This window comes from Streptomyces sp. NPDC058955, from assembly GCF_042741435.1.
Lineage (GTDB): Bacteria > Actinomycetota > Actinomycetes > Streptomycetales > Streptomycetaceae > Streptomyces.
Genome location: NZ_JBHYKM010000046.1, coordinates 21,430 through 38,736 on the forward strand (window position 1 = coordinate 21,430; position 17,307 = coordinate 38,736).

General features: G+C 75.8%; 14 protein-coding genes. 4 read left to right on the forward strand and 10 right to left on the reverse strand.

Annotated elements, in window-relative coordinates; translation table 11 throughout:
* The first annotated feature begins 174 nt into the window (after positions 1-174).
* Positions 175-1,863, forward strand: coding sequence for a serine hydrolase (locus tag ACFW1I_RS19265; RefSeq protein WP_384671264.1), 1,689 nt, complete (start codon positions 175-177; stop codon positions 1,861-1,863).
* A gap of 16 nt (positions 1,864-1,879) precedes the next feature.
* Here ACFW1I_RS19265 and ACFW1I_RS19270 read toward each other — a convergent pair whose 3' ends face one another.
* The 10 genes from ACFW1I_RS19270 to ACFW1I_RS19315 form a co-directional block, all read right to left on the reverse strand.
* Positions 1,880-2,599 carry a VOC family protein gene (locus tag ACFW1I_RS19270; protein ID WP_384671266.1) on the reverse strand — a complete coding sequence of 240 codons (720 nt, stop codon included), beginning with the start codon at positions 2,597-2,599 and terminating at the stop codon, positions 1,880-1,882.
* A 64-nt stretch (positions 2,600-2,663) separates the two neighbouring features.
* A complete protein-coding gene (locus ACFW1I_RS19275; RefSeq protein WP_384671269.1) occupies positions 2,664-3,581 on the reverse strand; it encodes a LysR family transcriptional regulator in 918 nt (305 codons plus the stop codon).
* A 176-nt stretch (positions 3,582-3,757) separates the two neighbouring features.
* On the reverse strand, positions 3,758-4,957 hold the full coding sequence (locus ACFW1I_RS19280) for a glycine C-acetyltransferase (protein ID WP_384671270.1): 1,200 nt from the start codon (positions 4,955-4,957) through the stop codon (positions 3,758-3,760).
* Positions 4,958-4,960: 3 nt separating this feature from the next.
* Positions 4,961-5,995, reverse strand: a complete 1,035-nt coding sequence (gene tdh, locus ACFW1I_RS19285; RefSeq protein ID WP_384671330.1) for an L-threonine 3-dehydrogenase — start codon at positions 5,993-5,995, stop codon at positions 4,961-4,963.
* Between the two features lie 162 nt (positions 5,996-6,157).
* Complete coding sequence (locus ACFW1I_RS19290; RefSeq protein WP_384671273.1) at positions 6,158-6,940, reverse strand: 4'-phosphopantetheinyl transferase family protein; 783 nt, start codon at positions 6,938-6,940, stop codon at positions 6,158-6,160.
* Between the two features lie 24 nt (positions 6,941-6,964).
* Positions 6,965-9,250, reverse strand: a complete 2,286-nt coding sequence (locus ACFW1I_RS19295; RefSeq protein WP_384671276.1) for a tetratricopeptide repeat protein — start codon at positions 9,248-9,250, stop codon at positions 6,965-6,967.
* Entirely contained in the window at positions 9,232-10,128 is an 897-nt protein-coding gene (locus ACFW1I_RS19300; protein WP_384671278.1) for an oxygenase MpaB family protein, read from the reverse strand. The genes ACFW1I_RS19295 and ACFW1I_RS19300 overlap by 19 nt, the downstream gene beginning before the upstream one ends.
* A gap of 46 nt (positions 10,129-10,174) precedes the next feature.
* Positions 10,175-11,455, reverse strand: a complete 1,281-nt coding sequence (locus ACFW1I_RS19305) for a VWA-like domain-containing protein (protein ID WP_384671280.1) — start codon at positions 11,453-11,455, stop codon at positions 10,175-10,177.
* Positions 11,452-12,672, reverse strand: a complete 1,221-nt coding sequence (locus tag ACFW1I_RS19310; RefSeq protein WP_384671282.1) for an AAA family ATPase — start codon at positions 12,670-12,672, stop codon at positions 11,452-11,454. Before ACFW1I_RS19310 ends, ACFW1I_RS19305 begins: the two co-directional genes overlap by 4 nt.
* A 186-nt stretch (positions 12,673-12,858) precedes the next feature.
* Entirely contained in the window at positions 12,859-14,361 is a 1,503-nt protein-coding gene (locus ACFW1I_RS19315; RefSeq protein ID WP_384671333.1) for a hypothetical protein, read from the reverse strand.
* A gap of 210 nt (positions 14,362-14,571) precedes the next feature.
* Between ACFW1I_RS19315 and ACFW1I_RS19320 the strand changes: the two genes are divergently transcribed.
* From ACFW1I_RS19320 to ACFW1I_RS19330, 3 genes are all read left to right on the forward strand, one after another.
* Entirely contained in the window at positions 14,572-15,048 is a 477-nt protein-coding gene (locus ACFW1I_RS19320; RefSeq protein WP_384671284.1) for a GreA/GreB family elongation factor, read from the forward strand.
* Positions 15,045-15,884 carry a hypothetical protein gene (locus tag ACFW1I_RS19325; RefSeq protein ID WP_384671335.1) on the forward strand — a complete coding sequence of 280 codons (840 nt, stop codon included), beginning with the start codon at positions 15,045-15,047 and terminating at the stop codon, positions 15,882-15,884. The genes ACFW1I_RS19320 and ACFW1I_RS19325 overlap by 4 nt, the downstream gene beginning before the upstream one ends.
* 273 nt (positions 15,885-16,157) lie before the next feature.
* Positions 16,158-17,306 carry a DNA gyrase subunit B gene (locus tag ACFW1I_RS19330; RefSeq protein WP_384671287.1) on the forward strand — a complete coding sequence of 383 codons (1,149 nt, stop codon included), beginning with the start codon at positions 16,158-16,160 and terminating at the stop codon, positions 17,304-17,306.
* Position 17,307: the final 1 nt, after the last annotated feature.

Genomic DNA, 17,307 nt, shown 5'->3' on the forward strand with positions numbered 1-17,307 from the left:
CGGCGGGGGTTCGGTGCGCGCGGTGAGGGGGCGGATCGGGGAGGGTGGGGGCGTACGGGCCGGAGTCGGGTGTGCGGGTGCGGGCCGGAGTCGGACGGTCGGGTTGGACGTGCGGGTCGGGCGTGCGGGTCGGGTGTACGGGTCGGGTGTGCGTCGGATGTACGGAGGTGGCGGATGGGTGAGGCGGGGCACGGCGGGCCGGGCGGTGGGGTCCTGCGGTGGGGGACGCCGGAGGAGGCCGGGCTGCTGGGGCGGGAACTGGAGGGGATGGTCGAGGACGTACGCGGCTTCCTCGGGCCCTCGCCGGTGCGGCCGTGGTGCGCGGGGGCCGTGCTGCTCGCCGGGCGGGGCCGGACGGTGGCGCTGCACCGGGCGGTCGGCTGGGCGGCGCGCTGGGCCGCGTACGACGAGGAGAGCGACACGGGCGTCGGGCTCCCGCCGGAGGAGCGGGTGCCGATGACCCCGGACACGGTCTTCGACGTGGCGTCGCTCACCAAGCTCTTCACCTCCCTGCTGGCGGTGCGGCAGCTGGAGCGGGGCACGCTGGAGCTCGGGGAGCGGGTCGCCGCGTACCTGCCGGAGTTCGGCCGGGCGGGGAAGGAGGGCATCACGGTCCGGCAGCTGCTCGGCCACACGTCGGGGCTGCGGGCGGAGCTGCCGCTGTACGCGGCGCCGGACCGGGAGGGGCGGCTGCGGATGCTGTGGGAGGAGGCGCCGCTGGACCCGCCGGGCACGGTCTACCGCTACTCGGACCTCAATCTGATCGCGCTGCACCTGCTCCTGGAACGGATCACCGGTCACGGTCTGGAAAGGCTGCTCCACGACGAGATCACCGCTCCGCTCGGGATGCACCGCACGCGTTTCGTCCCCCCGCTCTCGTGGCGGGCGGAGACGGCGGCCACCGAGGACGCCCGCCGACCCTGGGCACGGCTCGACCGGGGCATGGTCCGGGGCGAGGTCCACGACGAGAACGCGTACGCGATGGGCGGCGTGGCGGGCCACGCCGGCGTCTTCTCCCGCGCCCGCGACCTCGCCGTCCTCGCCCGCACGCTCCTCGACGGCGGCGCGTACGGCCCCACCCGGATCCTCTCCCCCGCCTCCGTGGAGCTCCTGCTCACCGACGTCAACCAGGACTTCCCCGGCCACGCGCACGGCCTCGGCTTCGAACTGGACCAACGCTGGTACATGGGGGCCCTGTCCGGTCCCCGCACCGCCGGGCACACCGGCTTCACCGGCACCAGCCTGGTCCTCGCCCCGGATACGGACACCTTCCTGATCCTGCTCGCCAACGCGGTGCACCCGGTCCGCACCTGGCGCTCGGGCTCGGCCCCGCGCGTGGCGGCCGCCGACCGCCTCGCCCGCGCGGTCCCGGTCCGCCCGCCGGCCGGCAGCGGCCCCACGGCCTGGTTCTCCGGCATGAGGGTCCCCGACGGCGCCACGCTCGCCCTCCCGCCGACGGGGCCGGCCGCGGCGCGCCTCACCTGCCTCCTCTGGTGGGACACCGCGCCGGACACCGACCGGCTCACCCTGGAGGCGGCGGTCGGCGGCACGGCGGCGGAGTGGCGGCCGCTCGCCTTCGACACCGCCCCCGTCGAGGGGCCGGCGGACGCACTTCGGCACCCGGACGGCACGGCCACCGGCTGGTCCGGCCGGCGCTGGCACCACCTCGCCGCCGCGCTCCCGCCCGCCCCCGGACTCCGCCTCCGCTTCCGGTACGCCACCTCCTCCCCTGCCGTCGGGCGCGGGGTGTACGTGGCCGGTCTGCGGGTCCTGGACCGCGCGGGCCGTCCGCTCTTCGACGAGGCCCGGCCGGCGGACGGGTCCCGCGTCGAGGCGGTGGGCTGGCACCGCTCGGCGGACTGAGGGGGCGGGGCCGCCGCTACTCCGGCGGTCCGGCGACCCCGACGCACGCCTCGTTGCCCTCGGGGTCGGCGAGGACCACGTTCGACGGCGCGTCGGCGTCGTTCACGATCCGGCCGCCGGCGGCGAGGGCGGCCGCGATCCGGGCCTCCGCCTCGTCGTACGGCACCCAGACGTCGACGTGGATCCGGTTGCGCCCGCCCCGGGGCTCGTCCATGCGCTGGAAGTAGAAGGGGGCGCCGCGGCGCCGCGGGTCGATCAGGTCCTCGTCGCTGCCCGCGCGGTTCTCGTAGCCGAGCAGCGCCCGCCAGAACGGCAGCACGTCCGCCACCACGAGCGCGTCCAGGGTCACCTGGACGGTGCCGACGGCGGACGGGTCGGCGGTCAGGCCACGGGCGCGGGCCAGCTCCGAGATCCGCCGGGCCGGCTCCAGGTGCCGCTCGGTCAGGCCGTAGTAGGCGTCGGTGACGGTGATCAGCCGGACGAGGACCCCGTCGGGCCGGAGATCGACGTCGGGCCCTTCGCCGTCCACGAGGTGCGCCAGTTCCGCCAGTTCCGCGACGAACGCGGCCCCGGCCGCGAAGCTCCCCGTCCGGAAATGGGCACAGGCGCCCTCCCCGACGACCCGCCAGTCCTCCAGGCCGGGGGTCTCGTGGAACCGCCGCGGCCGGATCCGCTCCGCCGTCTCGTCCGGCTGCTCGTACGTCTTCTCGTACGTCTTCTCGTCCGTCTCCGTCATGCGGACAACGTAGCGGACGGGTACGGCAGTTGGCGGAGGGGTGGGCGGCGCCCGCGCCGAGGGGTCAGGGGGCTCCCGGGCCGGGGGCGGCGGCGGTGCGGAGGGCGGCCAGGACGGGGGCGATGAGGGGGTGGTCCTCGGCGCCGCGGCGGACGGCCGCGAAGACGCGGCGGGTGGGCGCGACGCCGTCGACGGCGCGGACCGCGACGTCCGTGAGGTCCATGCCGCGCAGCGCCGAGCGGGGCACGAGGGCCGCTCCGGCGCCGGCGGCGGCGAGCGCGACGACGGCCCTGAAGTCGTCCGAGACGTGCTCGAAGCGGGGCGCGAAGCCGGCGTACTCGCAGGCCAGGACGGTCACGTCGTGGCACGGGTTGCCCGCGGACTGGCCGACCCAGGCGTCCTTGGCCAGGTCGGCGAGGGCGATGCGGTCGCTGCCGCCGAGGGGGTGGCCGGGCGGGAGCACCACGTCGAAGGGTTCCGCGTAGAGCGGCACCCGGGTGAGCCGGTCGTCGTCCTCGCCCGGGGCTCCCCGGTACTCGACGGCCACGGCCACGTCGACCTGCCGGTCCAGCACCATCAGCAGGCTCTCGTCCCCCTCGGCGTCCCGCACCCTGACCCGGATGCCCGGCGCCGTGGCGGCGAGGTCCGCGATGGCGGGGGCCACGACGAGGCCGATGCCGGTGGCGAACGCGGCGACCGTGACGGTGCCCGCCTCGCCGGAGCCGTAGGCGGCGAGCGCCGCCTCCGCCCGCTCCAGCTGGGCCAGGACGGCGTTGGCGTGGCTCAGCAGGATCTCGCCGGCGGGGGTGAGCCTCGCCCCTCGGGCGCTGCGGTCGACGAGCCGGTGGCCGGTCTCCTGCTCCAGCGCGGCGAGCTGCTGGGAGACGGCGGAGGGGGTGAGGTAGAGCGCGGCGGCCGCCGCCGTGACCGTGCGGTGGTCGGCCACCGCGCGGAGGATGTGCAACCGCCGTGCTTCGATCATGCGTCTAGTCTCCCAGGCCGCGGGCGAGGCTCACGCCCACGGCCTGGGGTCTGGATCCGATATCCAATATCAAGGATCTTGGATATCGGATCCGGGATCCGGGATCCAGGAGCCCGGATCCCGGCTCCCGGATCTTGAATGTTGGATCTTGGATCTTGGATCATGGATCCGAGGGCTCAGCCGCGGAGTTCGGCGCGCGCCGCCACGAAGGCGTCCACCGCGCGGTTCACGTCCTCCGTGGAGTGGGCGGCCGAGAGCTGGACGCGGATGCGGGCCTGGCCCTGCGGGACGACCGGGTACGAGAAGCCGATCACGTACACGCCGCGCTCCAGCAGCAGCTCGGCCATCTTCCCGGCCTCCGCCGCATCGCCGATCATGACGGGCGCGATGGCGTGGTCGCCGGGGAGGATGTCGAAGCCCGCCTCGGTCATGCGGCTGCGGAACAGCGCCGTGTTGGCGTTGAGCTTGTCGCGCAGGTCGCCGGCGGACTCCAGGAGGTCGAGGACCTTGAGGGAGGCGGCGGCGATGACCGGGGCGAGGGTGTTGGAGAAGAGGTACGGGCGGGACCGCTGGCGCAGCAGGGCGACGATCTCGGCGCGGGCCGCGACGTAGCCTCCGGAGGCGCCGCCGAGGGCCTTGCCGAGGGTGCCGGTGATGATGTCGACGCGGTCCATGACGCCGTGCAGCTCGGGGGTGCCGCGGCCGCCGGGGCCGACGAAGCCGACGGCGTGCGAGTCGTCGACCATGACCATGGCGTCGTAGCGCTCGGCCAGGTCGCAGATGTCGGCGAGCGGGGCGACGTACCCGTCCATGGAGAAGACGCCGTCGGTGACGATCAGCTTGCGCCGGGCGCCGCCCTCGGTGGCCTCCTTGAGCTGCTGCTCCAGGTCGGCCATGTCGCGGTTGGCGTAGCGGAAGCGGCGGGCCTTGGAGAGGCGGATGCCGTCGATGATGGAGGCGTGGTTGAGGGCGTCGGAGATGACCGCGTCCTCGGCGCCGAGGAGGGTCTCGAAGACGCCGCCGTTGGCGTCGAAGCACGAGGAGTAGAGGATCGTGTCCTCCTGGCCGAGGAAGGCCGAGAGGCGGGCCTCCAGCTCCTTGTGCACCTCCTGCGTGCCGCAGATGAAGCGGACCGAGGCCATGCCGTAGCCCCAGCGGTCGAGGGCCTCGTGGGCCGCGGCGACGACGTCGGGGTGGTCGGCGAGGCCGAGGTAGTTGTTGGCGCAGAAGTTCAGCACCTCGCCGGGGCGGCCTCCGGCCGTGACCTCGACGGTCGCGGACTGGGGGGTGCCGATGACGCGCTCGGGCTTGAAGAGGCCGTCCGCCCGGATCTCGTCGAGGGTGGCGCGGATGTCGTCGCGTACGGAATCGAACATGGGTCAGGCTCCCGCAGTCCAGTCGAGGATGATCTTGCCGCTCTTGCCGGAGGCCGCGTCGTCGAAGGCGGCCTCGTAGTCGGTGTAGTCGTACCGGCCCGTGATGACCGGGGACAGGTCGAGCCCGCCCTCCAGGAGGACCGACATGGCGTACCAGGTCTCGAACATCTCGCGGCCGTAGATGCCCTTGATGGTGATCATCGAGGTGACGATCTTCGCCCAGTCGACGGCGAAGTCCTCGCTCGGCAGGCCGAGCATGGCGATCTTTCCGCCGTGGGTCATGTTGGCGATCATGTCGCGCATGGCGTGCGGGTTGCCCGACATCTCCAGGCCGACGTCGAAGCCCTCCTTCAGCCCGAGGGTGCGCTGGCCGTCGGCGATGGTCTTCTCGGCCACGTTGAGGGCGAGCGAGACGCCGGTCTTGCGGGCCAGGTCGAGGCGCTCCTCGCTGACGTCGGTGATGACGACGTTGCGGGCGCCGGCGTGCTTGGCGACGGCGGCGGCCATGATGCCGATCGGGCCGGCGCCGGTGACGAGGACGTCCTCGCCGACGAGCGGGAAGGAGAGGGCGGTGTGGACGGCGTTGCCGAACGGGTCGAAGATCGCGGCGACGTCGAGGTCGACGGGGACGCGGTGCACCCACACGTTGGAGGCGGGCAGCGCCACGTACTCGGCGAAGGCGCCGTCGCGGCCGACGCCCAGGCCGACGGTGGCGCGGCAGAGGTGGCGGCGGCCGGCGAGACAGTTGCGGCACTTGCCGCAGACGAGGTGGCCCTCGCCGCTGACCAGGTCGCCGACGGAGATGTCGGAGACGTCACGCCCGACGGAGACGACCTCGCCGACGAACTCGTGGCCGATGGTCATCGGGGTGGCGATGGTCTTCTGCGCCCAGCCGTCCCAGGAGCGGATGTGCAGGTCGGTGCCGCAGATGCCGGTCCGCTTGACCTTGATCAGTACGTCCCCGGGGCCGGTCTCCGGCTCGGGCACGTCCGTGAGCCAGAGTCCCGGCTCCGCCTTCAGCTTGACCAATGCCTTCAATGCCACGGCTCCCGACGTGCGTGTCCTGTGATGTACGGGTCAAGGCACGCGCGCGTGCCCAAGATCCTCGGAGACGAATCTTCCGTACCGAGGGCTCCCGGTCCATCGAGGTTTTCTTAAACGCGCTCGCAGTTCAGCTTCACGCCGGGGCGTCGCCGCTGCTCAGGCGGGTCCGTCGGCGCTCGCGGCGGTGACGAAGGAGGCGGGAAGCCAACTCGTACGGACGCGTCCCATGGGGCCCTCGACGGCGACGGCCGCCGCGTGTCCGTCGGCGGTGGGCACGCCCCGCACCGCCCAGCCCTCGGGGAGGGCGGAGGGGTCGCGCTCGCCGAGGTAGTCCTTGTCGAGGGAGCGGGCCACGCCGATGCCGATGCCCTTGAGGTACGCCTCCTTGCGGCACCAGATGCGGGCGAACGCCTCGGGCGCGTGCCCGGCGTCGGCGATCTCGGCCCGCTCCACCGGGTGGAGGGCCGAGGTCACGTCATGGACGGTGGTGGCCATGGGGAAGGTCTCGACGTCGACGCCGACGGCGCGGGCCGCGATGCCGATGAGGACGACGTCGCCGCTGTGCGACAGGGAGAAGTGCGGTGCGCCGGGCGGCCCGTCGACGGCCGGGCGGCCGTGGAGGGCTCCGCAGCCGGGGCAGGGCTCCCTGCGGTACGCGACCTCGGCCGGCGCAACGCCGAGGCGCGGGGCGAGGAGGCGACGCAGGGCGATGTGGCCGATGCCGTAGCGGAGCCGGTCCGCGACCCGGAGGGGCCGGGCGAGCCGGGCGCGCTCCTCCGCGTCGAGTTCGGACGGGTCGAGGTCGTCCTCGGCGAGGTGGTCCACCCGGAGCTGCCACAGGTCGACGTCGGTCCCGGCGGGGCCGGGGTCCCCGTCGACGGCGGGTATGCGGGGTTCGGGGTCTGGGTCGCCGAGGCGGTCGATGATCACATGGGTCATTAAATCAGCGCGGTCCTGGCCGACTCAGGGGGCGCCGGGGGCAGTTGGCCCGGCGGAGCCGCGTCCGTCGGGAGCCGCCGCCGTGCCGCGGCGGACGGCGTCGGCCTCGGTGTGGCGGCCGAGCCGGTCGAGGCAGTGGGTGAGGTCGGCGAGGGCGGCGAGGGTGTCCGGGTGCAGGGGCCCGAGGGTCCGGCCGCGGGCCTCGGCGAGGGACCGCAGCGGGGCGAGGGCCTCCTCCCAGCGGCCGAGCCGGCCGAGGAAGACGGCGGCCTCGCGGCGGCTGCGCAGGGTGTCGGGGTGGTCGGCGCCGAGGACCCGCCGGCGGGCGGCGTGCACGGACTGGGCGGCGTCCAGGGCCTCCTGCCAGCGGCCGAGCCGGGCGAGGTGGACGGCGAGGGCGTGCCGGACGCGCAGGGTCTCCGGGGCGTCGGCGCCCTGGGTGCGGGTCCGGACCGCGACCAGGTCGCGGCAGACGGCGAGGGCGTCGGCGTCCCGGCCGAGCCGGCCCAGACAGGCGCTGGTCTCGTAGCGGGCGGCGAGGGTGTCCGGATGGTCCGGGCCGAGCGAGGCGGCGCGGCCCTCGGCCACCGCGCGGTACTGGTCGAGGGCCTCCTCGGCACGACCCAGGCGGCCCAGGGTGTGGGCGAGTTCGTGGCGCGTGACCAGGGTGTCGGGGTGGTCCGCGCCGAGCAGCCTGGTGCGGGTGTCGGCGACGGCGAGGGCGGTGCGGTACGACTCCTCCAGGCGGCCGAGCCGGGCGAGGGTGTACGCGAGGTTGTGGCGGCAGCGCAGGGTGTCGGGGTGGTCGGCGCCGGCGGTGCGCTCGCGGACCGCGAGGACGTCGGCGTAGACCGTGTGCGCCTCCGCATGCCGGCCGAGCCTGCCGAGGGTGTAGGCCCGCTCCTGGCGGGCGGCCAGGGTGTCGGGGTGGTCGGGGCCCAGGACCCGGGCCCGGGCGTCGGCGACGCGCTCGAACGCCTCCAGGGCCTCGTCCGTGCGGCCGAGGCGGCCCAGCGCGAAGGCGAGTTCGTAGGCGCTCACCAGGGTGTCGGGGTGGTCCGGGCCGAGCACCCGGGTCCGGTCCCCGGCGACGGAGCGGTGCAGCTCCTCCGCCTCGGACCAGCGGCCCAGCCGGCCGAGGCCGAGGCCGGCCCGGTGGCGGGCGGCGAGGACGGCGAGCAGTTCGGGCGTGGCGTCCGTGGTGGGACGCGCGGGGTGGTCGATCCCGGCGGCGCCCGGGCGGGCGGTGGTCCACTCGGTGGTGAGGACGGCGGCGGACGGGTCGTGGCCGGAGACGCGGGGCGCGCCGGGTGCGGCGGGGCGGGGCCCGCCGGTGACGGCCCGGGCCCACGCGGGCGTGCCGCCGGGCTCCGGTACGGGGACGGTGCCGGCGCCGGCTCCGTCGGTGGGGTGCGGCGGCCGGGGCGGCAGCAGCGGTACGAGGGGTCCCCCGCCGCCGACCGTGCGGCCGTCGACGATCCGGCGGCGCAGGTCGGAGGCGTCGCGCGGGCGCTGGTCGGGCACCTTGGCGAGCAGGTCGACGACGAGCCGGTCGAAGTAGTCGGGCAGCTCGGAGCGGAGGGCGCGCGGCGGGCTCGGCACGGTGTCCCGGTGGCCGACGAGCACGGCCCAGGAGTCGTCGAGGTCGAACGGCGGTGCTCCGGTGGCGAGTTCGTACAGCACACAGCCCAGCGAGTACAGGTCGCTGCGGTGGTCGATGTCGCCGCCGCCGATCTGCTCCGGGGACATGTAGTGGGGGGTGCCCATGGCGATGCCGGTGCCGGTGAGGCGGGAGGTGAAGCCCATGTCGGCGCCGAGGCGCGCTATGCCGAAGTCGCAGATCTTCACCGTGCCGTCGCGCAGCCGCATGATGTTGGCGGGCTTGAGGTCGCGGTGCACGATGCCCATGCGGTGGGTGTACTCGAGCGCGTCGGCGACCTGGTCGGCGATGTCGACGACCTCGTGGACCGGCAGCGGGCTGCGCGCGTTGGAGGCGAGGAGCTGGCTGAGGTTCTGGCCCTCCAGGAGCTCCATGACGAGGAAGAGCACGCCCTCGTACTCGCCGAAGTCGTGGACGACGGTGATGCCCCGGTGCTGGAGCGCCGCGGCGACCCGCGCCTCGCGGCGGAACCGCTCGCGCACCACGGTCTGCACGCCCGCGTCCTGGTGCGGGCCCAGCGGTTTGAGGCACTTGACCGCGACGCCGCGGCCCAGTGCCTCGTCGGTGGACCGCCATACCTCGCCCATGCCACCGCGGCCGATGACCTCGTGCAGGCGGTAGCGCCCCTGGATCAGTCTGATGTCCCCCATCGTGTGCCGTCGCCCCCGTCGATTCCGTGCACGCTCTCCGGCCCGTCCAGTATGGCCGGAGCCTCGGACAGTGTGTACGGGTCGGGTCGGGTGTCGGGTCCGAGACGGTCCATGGCGCGCAGGATGTGGCGGGGCGGAAGGCGCCAGCGGAGCTTCGCGGGGACGCGGCGCAGCAGGCCGGCGGTGGAGGTGAGGCGCCGGGTGACGGTGGCGGCGGGCGGCACGGGACGGCCGTAGAGCTCGTGGGCCCAGTCCGGCAGCGTGTCGTACGCCAGCGAGCTGATCCGCCGCCACACCAGCGCCCGCCCCGCGACCAGCGCGGGCGGTACGGGGGGCTTGCGCAGGAAGTCGAGCACGGCGAACGCGTCCTCGCCCGCCGCGAGTTCACCCCGGACCGACGCGAAGTACGCGGCCAGCGCGGCCTCGCCGGCCGGCACGGTCGCCGGGTCGAGGCCCACGAGCCGCGCGGAGGTGCGCTGCTCGTCGACGTACCGGTCGGCCGGTTCCCCGGTCAGCGGCAGCCCGGAGCGGCGGGCGACGGAGACGTACGAGTCGATCTCGGCGCAGTGCACCCAGAGCAGCAGGTCCGGGTCGTCCACCTTGAGGAGCCGGTGGATCCGCCGGACCCGCGCGCCCGCCTCCTCGGCGGCCTCCCGCGTCCCGTAGCTGAGCGTCCCGACGAAGCTCGCCGTCCGCATCAGCCGGCCCCAGGGGTCCTCCCGGAAGCTGCTGTTGATCATGACTCCCCGGACGGCGACGGGGTGCAGGGCCTGGAGGTACAGGGCCCGCACCCCGGCGATCCACATCACCGGATCGCCGTGCAGCTGCCAGGTCACGGAGCGGGGCCCGAAGAGCCCGGGATCGGCGTCCTGCCTCATGGGTTCAGGCTACGCGCGGCGGCGGGCGGACGGACCCCCTCCGTCGTCACCCGATCTCCACCACGCGCGCCCAGCCCGGCGGCCGCCGCAGGCGGTCGTCGTCCTCGTCGTCCTCGTCCGTGCCGGGCGGGCGGGGGAAGAGGCCGACGACGGTGCGGCAGGAGGGGGCGTGCTCGGGCCAGGGGGTCTGGCCGTCGGTGAAGACGACGAGGGCGTCGGGGCGGGGGGTGAGGCGCAGGGCGCGGGCGAAGCCGGCGCGGAGGTCGGTGCCGCCGCCTCCGACGAGAGGGATCTCGGCGTCGGCGCAGAGGCGGCGGGCGGTGTGCGCGGTGGCGTCGCAGGCGACGACGGTGACGAGGTCGCGGCGGCCGCCGAGGGCGTCGGTGAGGGCGGTGACCTCCAGGAGGGCGCTGCCGAGTTCGGTGTCGGAGACGGAGCCGGAGGTGTCGATGACGACGGCGACGTGGGGCGGGGTGCGGCGGAGGCTGGGGAGGACGACGCCGGGGAGGGAGGCGGCCCGGCGCGCGGGGCGGCGGTAGGTGTAGTCGCCGCCGGCGCCGGACGAGGAGACGGCGGCGCGGAGGGCCGCGCCGAGGAGTTCCCGCCAGGGCTGGGGCGGGTGGCAGACCTGTTCGGCCCAGCGCTTCCAGCCTTCGGGGGCGGTGCCGGGGCGGCCCTTGATGCCCTGGGCGACGCGGAAGACGACGGCTTCGCGTTCCTGCGGGGTGAGCCCGTCGGCACCGTCCGGGCCGAGTTCCCACGGGCGTTCGTGGCCGTCGGCGCCGCTGCCGCAGTCGAGCCAGGCCATCTCGGCGGTGCGGGGCGTGATGCGGACCGCGCGGAGGTAGTCCTCCATCAGCAGCCCGGGGGCCAGTTCGAGCATCTCGGGGCGGAGCGCGCCGGCCGGGCGCGGGAGCCCGTCGTCGTGGTCGTCGGCGTGGTCGTCGTAGATGTCGTCGTTGATCTCGAAGTCGCCGGCGATGTTCACCCGGAGCCGTTCGGCCGCGCCGTCGCCTCCGGGGCCGAGGTCGCGGGCGACGCGGTCGCCGCGGCCGTGGTGGTCGCGCAGGAGGTGGGCGACCTCGTGGACCCAGACGGCGGCGAGTTCCCGCATCGGGGTCCGGTCGACGAAGGCCGGGGAGACGTACATCCGCCAGTGGCGGTCGACGCCCATGGTGGGGACGCTCCGGGTGGGCACGACCCGGAGCGCGAAGAGGGCGGTGGCGAGGTAGGGGCGGACCCGGACGGCGTAGAGGCGGGCGGTGTACAGCTTGTCGTGGTCGAGGGCCCGCTCGGCCGGGACCACGCGCGCGGCGGGGGTGTTCATCGGCGTCCCCGGGCCGCCGCGACGGGCCGGGCCGCCCGCTGGGAGAGAGCGACCGCCCCGGCGAGGCGTTCGATGTCGTGGGGCACGTCCCAGTCGTCGCGGCGCAGGGCGGCGAGGGTGGTGGCGGGGACGACGACGAGGTCCGGCGGGCCGGTCTCGGCGGCGCGGGCGAGCAGGGCCCAGGCGGCGTCCCAGCGGTCGCGGGCGGGGCGTTCGCGGACGGCGGCGACGACGCCTTCGAGGGCGGCCTGGCGGCGGTCGCCGCGCTCGGGGAGCACGGCTGCGGCCGGGTCGGCGAGGAGTTCCTCGGGGTCGGGGAGGTCCATCCGGTCGAGCCAGGCGAGGAGTTCGAAGCCCGGTCCGTCGCCGACGGTGCCCCGGACCAGCGAGGAGAGGACCTCGCGGGAGGAGCCGGCGACGGTCGCGAAGGCGATCAGACGCAGGGTCATGTCCCAGCTGCGGGGCGAGGGCCAGGGTCCGCCCCGCCGGGTCTCGTCCCCCGGCAGCCGGTGGACGAGCGTGGGCCGCGCGCCGAGCAGCCCGCACACCGCCCGGCGGGCGCGGTCGACGGCCTCGGGGAGCCGCAGCGGGTCGAGGCGGGGCAGGGTGACCCGGGGCCAGGTGCCGCTGAGGCCCCGGACGACGACGTCGTGCTCGTGGGTCCAGCGCAGGTGGACGAAGCGGTTGGCGAGCGGGGCGCTCAGCTCCCAGCCGTCGGCGGCGGAGGCGCGCGGGTTGGCGGCGGCCACGATCCGTACCCCGGGCGGGAGGGTGAGGGCGCCGACCCGGCGCTCCAGGACGAGCCGGAGGAGGGCGGCCTGGACGGCGGGCGGGGCGGTCGACAGCTCGTCGAGGAAGAGCAGCCCGCGGCCCTCGCGGACGAGCCGGACGGCCCAGTCGGGCGGCGCCATCGCCACCCCGCGGACGGCCGGGTCGTCGCCGAGGACGGGCAGCCCGGAGAAGTCGGTCGGTTCGTGGACGCTGGCGATGACGGTGGTGAGCGGCAGGTCGAGTTCCTCGGCGAGCCGGGTGAGGGCGGCGGTCTTGCCGATGCCGGGCTCGCCCCAGAGGAGGACGGGCAGGTCGGCGGCGACGGCGAGGGTCAGTGCCTCCAGCTGGTCGTCGGCGCGGGGTTCGGTGCGGGTGTCGCCGAGGAGGGCGAGGAGGTCGGCGGCGACGTCGAGCGCGGCGGGGTTCGGGGCGGTCCGGGAAGGCATGGGTGGCATCACCTGGGAAGGGTGCTGGCGTGCCGGAGCACGGAGACGGACGGGAAGAGGCCGGGCGGCCTCACCGGAGGCGGTACGGGGCGCACGCGCATGGCGCACGGGCACGCATGCGGGCACGGGCACGCATGCGGGCACGGGCACGCGTACGGGCACGGGTGCACCCGCGCGCGTGCCGGGTCAGCGGGCGAGGGCGTGGCGCGGGTGGTCGCGGCGGTCGAGCGGGCGGGGCGCGGGGCCGGTGGTCCGCAGGCGGCGGGTGCGCCGGGGGCGGCCGTGGTCCGGGTCGGGGGCGGCGGCGGGCGGGGGTTCGGGGACGGCGCCGGGGCCGGTGGCGCGCAGGCCGGCCCGGTAGAGCCCGTGCAGGACCTTCCGTTCGGCGGCGCGTTCGAGGGCCCGGCGGAGGGGGCCGTCCCGCAGGGTGGCGTCGGGGCCGAGGAGGGTCTCGACGACGGCGAGCGCGCCGGCCGTGTCGCCGTGGGCGAGCCGTTCGCGGACGCCGCTGAGGCCCTCGGGCACGCGGTGGGCCTCGTCGATCGCCCGCAGGCACGGCAGGGGCGTCCCGGAGAGGGCGACGAGCAGTGCCTCGCGGCGGAGTTCGGCCGGGTCGTGGTCGAGCGGCGTGAGGACGCCGTCGACGAGGCCGATGCGGTGCCGGCGGCCCTGGCACTCCACGAACCGCGGCCCGGACTCCGACGGTTCCCGGCCCGTGCCGAGGGCGCCCCGGTGGCCGGGGACCAGCGCCTCGGCGACGAGCGGGTGCAGGTCGTCGGGGGTGACCAGGCCGGCGCGGAGCAGTTCGAGGTCGGGCGGGGTCCAGACCGCCGCGTCGGGGAGCACGGCCGGCCGCCGGTCGCCCCGGTCCCCGCGGACGGCTCCGGGCCGTCCTCGGCCCGTCGGCGCGGGCTCGGTCCGGACTCCCCCGTCCGGCTGCGGCGTGACCAGCAGCCGGTGCCGGGCCGCGAGGCGTACGAGGACGGGTCCTGCGGCCGTCCCGTCGGCGGCGAGCAGCAGCCGGGCCTCGGCCGCCCAGCGGTCCACGGCCCAGCCGGGCCCCGGCGGTGCGTCGGGCGCCGCCGGGAGGGCCGGCCGCCGGTCGGCGCCGGACCGCGCGCGGAGCTCCGCGGCGCGGGTGGCGTCCCACAGGTGCCGGTGCAGGTCGAGCCGGAAGCGGGTGCTGGGGTGCGGGTGGGGATGGGCGGCGGCGGGGTCGTCCGTGCGCCACCGGCGCGGGGGCGTCCCGGCGGGCGGGCCGTCCCAGAGGGCGAGCGAGATCCGCTGTCCGGCGTCGGCCCAGGCGGGCGCGGTGCGGGCCACCAGGTGGACCGGTCGCGCCTCCCGGCCGCCGGGGCCCTGGTGGCCGTCGTAGACGGCCAGGGTGAGGGTGAGCCCGGGGCGGAGCAGGCCGTCCGGGGCGGTCCTCGGCAGGTGCCAGCGGAGCAGGTCGGGGGCGAGTCGTCGGAGGTCGGCACGCACGCGTGCGGCGAGTTCGGTGCCGTGGGTCCGGGCCAGGGTCCGGGGTGTCAGGTCGAGGTCCACGCCGGCGGCGGCGCAGGCGCCGGCCCAGTCGCCGGCCAGTCGGCGGGCGGTGGCGGTCTCGATCATGGTGGGCGGTACGGCGTAGGCACGCACGCGCCGCCAGAGGGAAAGGCGGGTGTCCTCCCGCACGGGTGTCGTCATCAGGACGCACCGTGCGTGGTGAGGGCCCCCCATCGGTGTGAGGAGTGAGTGATCATCGCGTGCACGGTAACGCCCCCGGTCGCGGCGGCGCCACAGGTTTTCCGCCGCCCTCGGCGGCCGCGGAGCCGTTTCGTGCGATTTGACGGGATTTCACAGGGATGTCGGAATGGAAGCGTCGTAATTCGTCCCCGCCACCGCACGACGGGAGCCGTCATGACCGCTGGACCCGAGCCCATGAGCGAGGCCGCCCGCTCGGCGCTGAACCGCGAACTGTCCGCGCTGCGCACCGAACGGGCGAACGTCGCCGCCACGCTCGGCGACGCCGACGAGCCGGGCGACCGGGCCGATCAGGCCGACGAGCTGACCCGGGCCACCGAGGCGGAGCGGCTGGACGCGCGGATCGAGGAGATCGAGGGCCGGCTGCGGGAGGCCTCGGCGGCCGGGCCGCCGTCCACCGGGACGGTCGGCGTCGGCAGCACGGTGAGCGTGCGGTTCGGCGACGGCACCGAGTCGACCGTGCACATCGGCGAGCTCGCGGACGCGGACGACCCGACCCTGGTCACCGCCGCGAGTCCGCTCGGCCGGGCGCTGCTCGGGCACGCGGCCGGGGACAGCGTGGCGTACGCGACCCCGCTGGGCCGGACCACCGCGGTCGTCCTCTCGGTCGGGTCGCCGGGCGGCGGCTCCTGACCGGGGCCGCCGACACCGACACCGGCGCCGACCGGGATCTGGAGGAGGAGCGCCGGGCCGACCGGAAGGGCGGCCCGGGGCACACCGTGCTCCTCGCGCTGGCCCTCGCGGTGCCGGTGGCCAAGGTCGCGTACACGGTGGGCGGCGGGAACGCGGTGCGGGACGTGTTCGTCGGCATGGAGCCGGCGAACTGGCCCGATGTGCTGCTCGGCATGGTGATCACCGATCCGCTGCTCGGTTCGGTCCTCGCCGTGGTGATCTCCCGGGTCGTCTTCGCCGTCTTCGCGGCGCGTGGCGTCGTCCCCTCCGGCCGGGGGCGGGCCGCCCGGCTGCGCCGGGCCGGGATGACCGTCCTGAACCCGCTGGCCGTCGGCGTCATCGACGCCTGCCTGTTCGGGCCCTGGTGGGGACTCGGCACCGCGCTCGCGGCGTACGCGCTCCGCAAGGGCGTGGTGGTGGAGTACCGGACCGGGCGGCGGCGTCCGCACCACGCGCACGGGGACCGCTCGCACGGCGCCTCGCACGACCCCGGCTACCGTCCGCCGCCGTGGCTGCGCCGGGCCGCGGCGGCGGAACAGCTGGTGGCCCTGCTGCTGACCGCCGTCGCGCTGCCCGTGCTGACCTTCGTCTCGGCGCTGAACGGGCAGGCGTGGACCTCGATCGTGGCCTGCCGGGTCACGGACGGCACCCGCACCTCGGACGCGCGGCTGATCGAGCTGAGCCGCAAGGGCGACGGCGTGGTGGGCTGGAACCTCGACGCGGAGGAGATCTCCAACGGCCTCGGCTGTACCGGTACAGAGAGCCGTTACGTACGGGAACCCTGGTGGCGGTCCTGACCACGCGCGCCGGGCGTTCGGCGTGCCCGGCACGCTCTGGAGGAACCCGCCGAAACGGTGGCCCGGGCGTCGCCGCCGAAGGGCCCGTGACGGGCCGCGGCGGGGGCGCGTGCGCAGGCCCGGCCGCCGCCCGGTCAGGGGCGCCGGGCGCTCCGCGGGAGGCCCGGGCGCGGACGCACAGGACCGCGGCACACCTGCTCCGACCTGGTGTTTTCCCTCAAATCCCCTAGCGTGGGCGGTCGTTGTCCGACCACGACAGGGAGGGGCTGCGCCATGGGCGAGCAGGGACCGTACGACGCCGCGCACATCACGGTGCTCGAAGGTCTTGAAGCCGTACGGAGGCGGCCTGGGATGTACGTCGGGTCGACGGGCGTCCGCGGGCTCCACCAGATGGTCCTCGGCGTCGCCGAGCAGGCCGTGAACGGGACCGTCGGCAGGCGTCGCCGCACCGTCGAGGTCACGCTCCTCGCCGACGGAGGCGTACGGATCGCCGACGACGGGCCGGGAATCCCGTTCGACGCGCCCGCCGACGACGGGGGTCCGTCCCTGGAGGAACGGCTCGGCCATGTGTTCGCGGGGAGACCGGTCGTCGACCGGGCCAGGGTCTGTGCCTGGTTCGGCGGCATCGGACCCGCCGTCGTCAACGCCCTGTCCCGGCACACGACGGCCGAGGTGTTCCGGGACGGCCGCCACCTGGTCCAGGAGTTCGCGCGCGGCACCGCCCTCGCGCCGCCGGCCGTCGCCGGGGCGACCGACCGGACCGGCACCACACTCACCTTCCACCCCGACCCGGAGATCTTCCGGACGGTGGACGTCTCGGCCGCCGCCCTCGGCGAACGGTTCCGGCAACTGGCCTTCCTGTACCCCGGGCTGGACCTCACCCTGACCGACGAACGACCGGCCGGCGGACCGGGGACACAGCGGCACCGGGCGCCCGGCGGCGTCACGGACTACGTCACGGCCCTGTGCACCGCCCGGCGCGCCTTCCCGCCGGAGCACCTCCTCGCCTTCTCCCTGGAGGACCCGCGCATGGCCGGGGTCCTCGACGTCGCGCTCGCCTGGACGCACGGGGACCCGGGTCAGGTCCTCGGGTACGCCAACGGGCGGGCCACCCCGCACGGCGGGACGCACCTGGAGGGCTTCCACCACGGTCTGGCCGACGCCGTCACCTCGTACGCGCGCGCGTGCGGGCTGCTTTCCGGGACGGCTCCGGCGCTCGGCCCCGACGTGGTGCGATCCGGGGTCACGGCGGTGGTGTCGGTGCGGCTGGACGAGCCCGAGTTCGTGGGCAGCACGGGCACGACGCTGGGCGGCGACGCCGTCCGCGCCGGCGTGGAGGAGGCGGTGCGGGAGCGCGTACGCGGCTGGCTGGAGGCCGATCCGGAGCGGGCGGCGCGGGTCGTCGGGCCCTGGACGGGGTGAC